Source organism: Ilumatobacter sp. (assembly GCF_041688325.1).
Taxonomy (GTDB): Bacteria; Actinomycetota; Acidimicrobiia; order Acidimicrobiales; family Ilumatobacteraceae; genus Ilumatobacter_A.
Window position 1 is genome coordinate 1 of sequence record NZ_JBDNIJ010000022.1, and the last position, 5336, is coordinate 5336.

The window sequence follows — 5336 nt, forward strand, 5'->3', positions numbered from 1 at the left end:
CCAGCGCGACGTCATCAGCATGCTGGAGCCGCTCGGCCATCGCGTCCACCGACACCTGGCCGTGCTCATCACTGGGCACACGATCGATGATGACACCGCGAGTCTTTGCGGCGTGGATGAAGGCGATCGCGTTCGCGCCGTGCTCGTGGTCGTGCACGATGATCCGCTGTCCAACAGCCATCGGGATCGACCAGAAGGCCGCCATCCACGCCTCGGTAGCACTGCCGAAGCGGGCAATCTCGGACGGTGTCGCACCAATCAGACGAGCGATGGAAGCGTGCGTCGCCCGGGTTCGATCCGCAGCCTCCGCAGCAGCCTCGTAACCGCCAATCACTGCTTCACGCTGGAGGTGGCCGAATTGGGCATCGAGCACAGCCTGCGGGGGAAGCGACGAACCCGCATGATTCAGGTGGATCAGGTCGTCACTGCAGCCCGGCGTCACCGCTCTGATTGCAGCGATTTCGGCAGCGGTGAACGGCTCAGTGCTTGATGCTGCGCTCTCGGTGCCCGACATACCCGCCGACCGTAGCGGTCGTCAGAGCGCTTCAAGGATGGCGTTCTCGACAACTTCGGTCAGCGCCGGATGGATGTAGAACACCTTGCGAGCAACGTCGTCGGCGCGTTGGTCGAACTCCATTGCCTGGATGATCGGCTGGATCAGCGTGGCAGCCTGCGGACCGAGGATGTGGGCACCAATGATCAGGCCAGTCTCGGTGTTGACGAGCACCTTGGCAAAGCTGGTTTCGTCGACGATCGCCCAGCCGTACGCCGTGCCGGCGTAGTCACGCTTGCCCACCTTGAACGGGAGGCCCTGCGCAACCGCTTCCTGCTCGGTCAACCCGACGCTGGCGACCTGCGGGTTGGAGAACACCGCTCCCGGAACCGCCTTGTAGCTCTGATGGCGCACATCGTTGGGGTGAGCAATGTTCCAGAACGCCACAGACGCTTCAGCATTGGCGAGGTGCTTGAGTTGGTAGCTGTTAGCGATGTCGCCAATTGCCCAGACGTTCTCGACGGTGGTGGCCATCGTGTCGTCGACAACGACGGTGCCGCGTTGATGACATTCGAGGCCGCCAGACTTGGCATCGACGAGGTCGCTATTCGGCTCACGGCCGGTGGCCACAAGGAGCTCGTCGACGATGACCGTCTCGGCGCCAACCGTCAGCGCAATGCCATCAGCAATGCGCTCGACATGAGTCGGCACGACACCAAGGTGCAGGTTGACGCGGTCGCCAAACAGCTCGGTGAAGCGTGCGGCGATGTCGTCGTCGAAGCCGCGCAACAGCGTGTTTGACCGGTTGAAGAGCGTGACGTCGGAGCCGAGGCCCGAGAACACGTGGCCCATCTCGACGGCAATGAAGCCACCACCGATAATGCCGAGGCGTTTGGGCAGATCGTCAAGACGCATGATCGTGTCGGACGTGTGGAAGCCCACCTGCGCGAGGCCCGAAATCTGCGGCACAACGGGGCGAGCACCAGCTGCGAGTAAGACCTTGTCGCCGCTGATCATGCGTTGGCTGCCGTCGTTCATGTCAACACGGAAGACCTTGTCGCCGACGAACGCCGCTGTGCCTTCGAAGAGTGTCACGTTCGGGCTGCCGGTCGCGCGGTAGTCCCGGCCACCTGCAGAGATCTCGTCAATCCGGCCGAACACGCGGTCACGGATCGCTGGGAAGTCAGCGCCGTTGAACTGCGTGTCAATGCCAAGCTTGGCGCCATTGGCTGCAGCGAGTGCTGCGTCGGCGGGGAGCACGAACATCTTGGACGGGATACAGCCCACGTTGAGGCAGGTCCCGCCGTACACACCGCGCTCGACGATGGCGATGTTCCAGTCGCTGAGGTACTCGGGAATCGAGTTTCCGGAACCCGATCCAATGATCACCAGGTCAAATTGTTCGTTCTCCATGTTGTCGCTCACGAGTTGAATACAACCATGAACAAGCTGCTTTGTTCCGGAACTCCAGATCGAACTCCAGATCGAACTCCTGACTGGACGGGATCAGTACACCTTCGGTGTGTCAGGGTGGGCGGGTGTTCAACGACAGACGACCGGCTTCCGGCGACGGGTTCATGCGCTGCAGCGACGGTCACGTGCGCTGGGGGATCTACGGAGCAGCGGGCGTTGTGTTCGTCATCCGCGAAGCCGACGGCCCGCGGGTGATGCTGCAGAAGCGATCGCAGATGGCCCACGAGGGTGGCACCTGGAGCTGTGCCGGCGGGGCACTCGATCAGGGCGAGCTTCCACTCGAGGGGGCGTTGCGCGAAGCCTCCGAAGAAGTCGGTGACATCGCTGGCACGCCGCGGCTCATCGGTGAGGTCGTGTTCAAACCAGCCACCGACTGGGCCTACACGACGGTCGTGGTCGAAGTCGACGAACGGTTTGGATCATCGATCAACTTCGAAACCGACGCCGTCGACTGGTGTACACCTGCCGAAGTCGAAGCGCTTCCGTTGCACGCCGGCTTCGCGGCAGCCTGGCCCGAACTCAAAGCTATTGTCGCCGCTCGAGATTTCGCGTGAGATAACACAACGGGGCTCGCGCAACGTTGTTACTCAGCCAGTGATGTTTGCGGTGCCGCTGGTGATGCCCACGAGGTGGGTTTGATCGTTAAAGCTGGCCATCCGCCAGTTGCTCTCACCATCGACGTGCCATTCGCTCACCGACGTGTTTTGCGGGCTTGTCACAGGCAGGTTGCTGAGATCGATGGAAGCTCCGGGCCACCGGCGAACTGCTGACACCATGATGACGCCGCCGTGACAGACCACCCAGACAGTCTTGCCGCGATGCTCACGAACAACGCGATCGGTCGCCGTGAGGACGCGCTCGCCGAAGTCGTGGCCTGACTCGCCACCCGGCGACAGCGGGTTCTCCCAGTCGGTCCACGGTGCTCTGCCGTACTTTGCCGTGTACTCGGCAATCTTCATACCTTCGGCTTCGCCCGACGTGCGCTCCATCAAGTCGCCGTGTTGCTCCGGCACGATCCCAAGCGGCTCAGAGATGATCTCGGCGGTGTGGACCGCACGGCGCATCGTCGACACCAGCACAACATCAGGTGTCATCGACGGGTCGGCCGCGAGCCGCCCGCGTAGTGCTTCTGCCTGGGCAATGCCCAGATCTGTCAAGCCACCGCAGGTCTCTTGACCACTCAACCACCCGCCCGCATTCGAGGCCGACTGGCCATGGCGGATCAGGATCATGCGGGTCACATCAGAGCTCATCGTGGTCCAGCATGACACGCCGCTCAGATCTGTCGAGAGCCGCACCCATTCTCGAGTTCGAACCCACCAAAGCGTTCGCCTCCTCGGTGCGCCTTCGCAGAGTTGCGTACGGGGTCAGACCCCAAACGCAACTCTGTCGCGAGGTCGTCACAGTTCTGCCGTGGTCAATGGCCGATTCAAGCGGGCGAGGGCCGGCACGCTGTCGTACGCTAAACGAATGACCGACGTGCTTGAGCCCGCCGCCACGCGAACGATCAACGGCACGTGCCACCACGACTGCCCGGACTCGTGTGGTTGGATCGTCACGGTCGAAGACCGTCCGGCCGGGCCCGTTGCCGTCAAACTGCGCGGCAACCCCGACCACCCGTACTCGGCGGGCGAGTTGTGCCCGAAGGTCAACCGGTTCCTCGATCGGGTCTACTCGCCCGACCGCCTGCTGCATCCGATGCGCCGAACCGGTCCGAAAGGCTCCGGCGAGTTCGAGCAGATCAGTTGGGACGACGCCCTCACTGAGATCGCAGCGAACCTCCACAGGGTCATCGACGAACACGGCCCCGAAGCGGTGCTCCCCTACTCCGACGCCGGGAATCAGAGCATGCTCGCTCTGATGGGGCTGAGCGGTCGATTCTTTGGCCACATGGGCGCGACTAAACTCGACCGGAACATCTGCGGCGTCACCGTCGGTGCCGGTATGGCCAAGACGATGGGTTCGGGCCGCGGCATCGACCCGATGCAGCACCTGCACTCGAAGCTGCTGATCCTCTGGGGCACAAACACTCGCCTCACCAACCGGCACCTCTGGCCGACGATCGAGGCGGCCCGCGCCAACGGGGCGCGCCTCGTCGTCATCGACCCCATCCGGACTGTCACCGCCGACGCCATCGACGAAGCGCAGGGAGACCAGTTCATCCAGCCACTCCCCGGAACCGACATCGCCATGATCCTCGCGATGATGCACGTACTGATCCGGGACCAGCTCACCAATCAAGCGTGGATCGATGCCCACACGCTGGGCTTTTCTGAACTCAAGGATGAGGTTGCTGACTGGACGCCCGAACGAGCTGCTGACGCATGCGGTGTGTCCGCCGACGTGATCACACAGCTTGCGCACGACTATGCAACCGTGCGCCCGGCTGGGATTCGCACACTCATTGGCCCCGAACATCACGAAAACGGTGCGATGTTCCATCGCACACTCAGCTGCCTGCCCGCCCTCACCGGTGCCTGGGCCGAGCGCGGTGGTGGCGTCTCGAAAAGCACCGGAGATTGGACTGAATGTCAGATGGACGTCGACGCCATCCTCCGGCCAGACCTCGAGATCGGCGACTCCCGCACGCTCAACATGAGCCGGCTTGGCCAGATTCTCACGCACCCCCATGCCGGTGAGGCCAACGGCCCGGCAGTGCACGCGTTCATCAACTGGAACTGCAACCCAGTCGTCACCACACCGAACGCCGAGTTGATCAAGCAGGGCCTTCTGCGCGACGATATCTTCACCGTCGTACACGAGCAGTTCCTGACCGACACTGCGAAATACGCCGACATCGTGCTCCCGGCAACCACCCAAATCGAAACCGACGACATCGTGTTCTCCTGGGGTTCGTTGCATACCAACTACAACCACGCGGCAATTCCTCCGCTCGGCGAGTGCGTCAGTAACCCCGAGCTGTTCCGCCGGCTCGCTGGTGCAATGGGCTACACAGAGCCGGCACTGTTCGACGACGACGAGATCCTGATGCGCGAGGGCGCTCCCGGCCTCGACCTCGACGGGCTGCGCGACACAATGTGGCAAGAAGCGCCATACCCAGCCGACGGTCGACCCTTCGGCGACGGGGACTTCGACACGCCATCAGGCCGCATTCATCTCGCCTCCGACGAACTGGAAGCAATGGGTCAACCGCGAGTGCCGACCTACATCGCACCGAACGAGGGGCCCGGTGGCGACCCCGCCTTGGTCACGCGTTACCCACTGCAGTTGCTCACCCCGAAGCACCATGCTCGGTTTCTCAACTCGGGGTACTCGCACCTCCCGAAGCACGGGCCGGCCGAAGGTGGCCCGTTCGTCGAACTCGACGCCGCCGACGCGGCCGCTCGGGAACTCGTCGACGGTGCGACCG

5 protein-coding genes are annotated in these 5336 nt (G+C 63.2%); 2 read left to right on the top strand and 3 right to left on the bottom strand.

Annotated elements, in window-relative coordinates:
* A partial coding sequence (locus ACH2EI_RS01650) for an aminotransferase class V-fold PLP-dependent enzyme (RefSeq protein WP_395158934.1) occupies nt 1-514 on the bottom strand: 514 nt, incomplete at its 3' end.
* A gap of 21 nt (nt 515-535) precedes the next feature.
* The gene (locus ACH2EI_RS01655; RefSeq protein ID WP_395156249.1) at nt 536-1906 is read right to left on the bottom strand and encodes a mycothione reductase; all 1371 of its coding nucleotides are present in this window, start codon (nt 1904-1906) and stop codon (nt 536-538) included.
* A gap of 125 nt (nt 1907-2031) precedes the next feature.
* Between ACH2EI_RS01655 and ACH2EI_RS01660 the strand changes: the two genes are divergently transcribed.
* Nucleotides 2032-2520: an NUDIX domain-containing protein gene (locus ACH2EI_RS01660; protein ID WP_395156215.1), complete on the top strand. Its 489-nt coding sequence runs from the start codon at nt 2032-2034 to the stop codon at nt 2518-2520.
* Nucleotides 2521-2553: 33 nt separating this feature from the next.
* Here ACH2EI_RS01660 and ACH2EI_RS01665 read toward each other — a convergent pair whose 3' ends face one another.
* Entirely contained in the window at nt 2554-3219 is a 666-nt protein-coding gene (locus ACH2EI_RS01665) for a histidine phosphatase family protein (RefSeq protein WP_395156217.1), read from the bottom strand.
* Nucleotides 3220-3436: 217 nt separating this feature from the next.
* Here ACH2EI_RS01665 and ACH2EI_RS01670 point away from each other — a divergent pair.
* On the top strand, nt 3437-5336 hold a 1900-nt coding region (locus ACH2EI_RS01670), incomplete at its 3' end, for a molybdopterin-dependent oxidoreductase (protein ID WP_395158936.1).